1 protein-coding gene is annotated in these 606 nt (G+C 79.5%); it reads left to right on the forward strand.

Annotation, left to right across the window (positions count from 1 at the left end):
- Positions 1-161: 161 nt before the first annotated feature.
- Positions 162-606: trans-aconitate 2-methyltransferase (locus KUM32_RS40905; RefSeq protein ID WP_217146731.1), on the forward strand; the 445-nt coding region annotated here is incomplete at its 3' end.

The raw sequence follows: 606 nt of genomic DNA on the forward strand, positions 1-606 counted from the left end.
GGCTGGCCGGGCGCGGTGCCTCCGGCCGGAATCGGCCGTCGGGGGCGGTGAGGCGCGAGCCGTCGCGCCGGCGCGTTGTCCGGCCCCGGGCCGAGGGTGCGGGCGGGCGCCTGGACCGGCGTGCGCCGGCGCTGGCGCGCGGGGCGGCTAGGCTCGTCCGTATGCCGCCCCGTACCCCGCACCGTCCCGTGGGGTCGGTGACCCGCGGCACCACCAACCCGAACCGGCTGCGCCGCATGGACCGCTGGATCGTCGCCACCCACGGGCGGGAGCTGCGCCGCGGCGACGACCCGGTAGCGGTCGATCTGGGCTACGGGGCCGCGCCGTGGACCGCCGTCGAACTGCTCGGCCGGCTGCGCACGGTACGGCCCGACGCCGAGGTCGTCGGCGTCGAGATCGACCCGGCGCGGGTCGCGGCGGCCCGGGCCTACGAACGCCCGGGGCTGCGCTTCGCGCACGGCGGCTTCGAGGTGCCGCTGCCAGGCCCGGCCGGGCGTGCGCCGGTGCTCATCCGGGCGGCGAACGTGTTGCGGCAGTACGACGAGGACGAGGTGGCCGCCGTGTGGCGGCGCCTGTGCGCCCGGCTCGCGCCCGGCGGACTGCTGG

It is taken from the genome of Streptomyces sp. AC627_RSS907, from assembly GCF_019049165.1.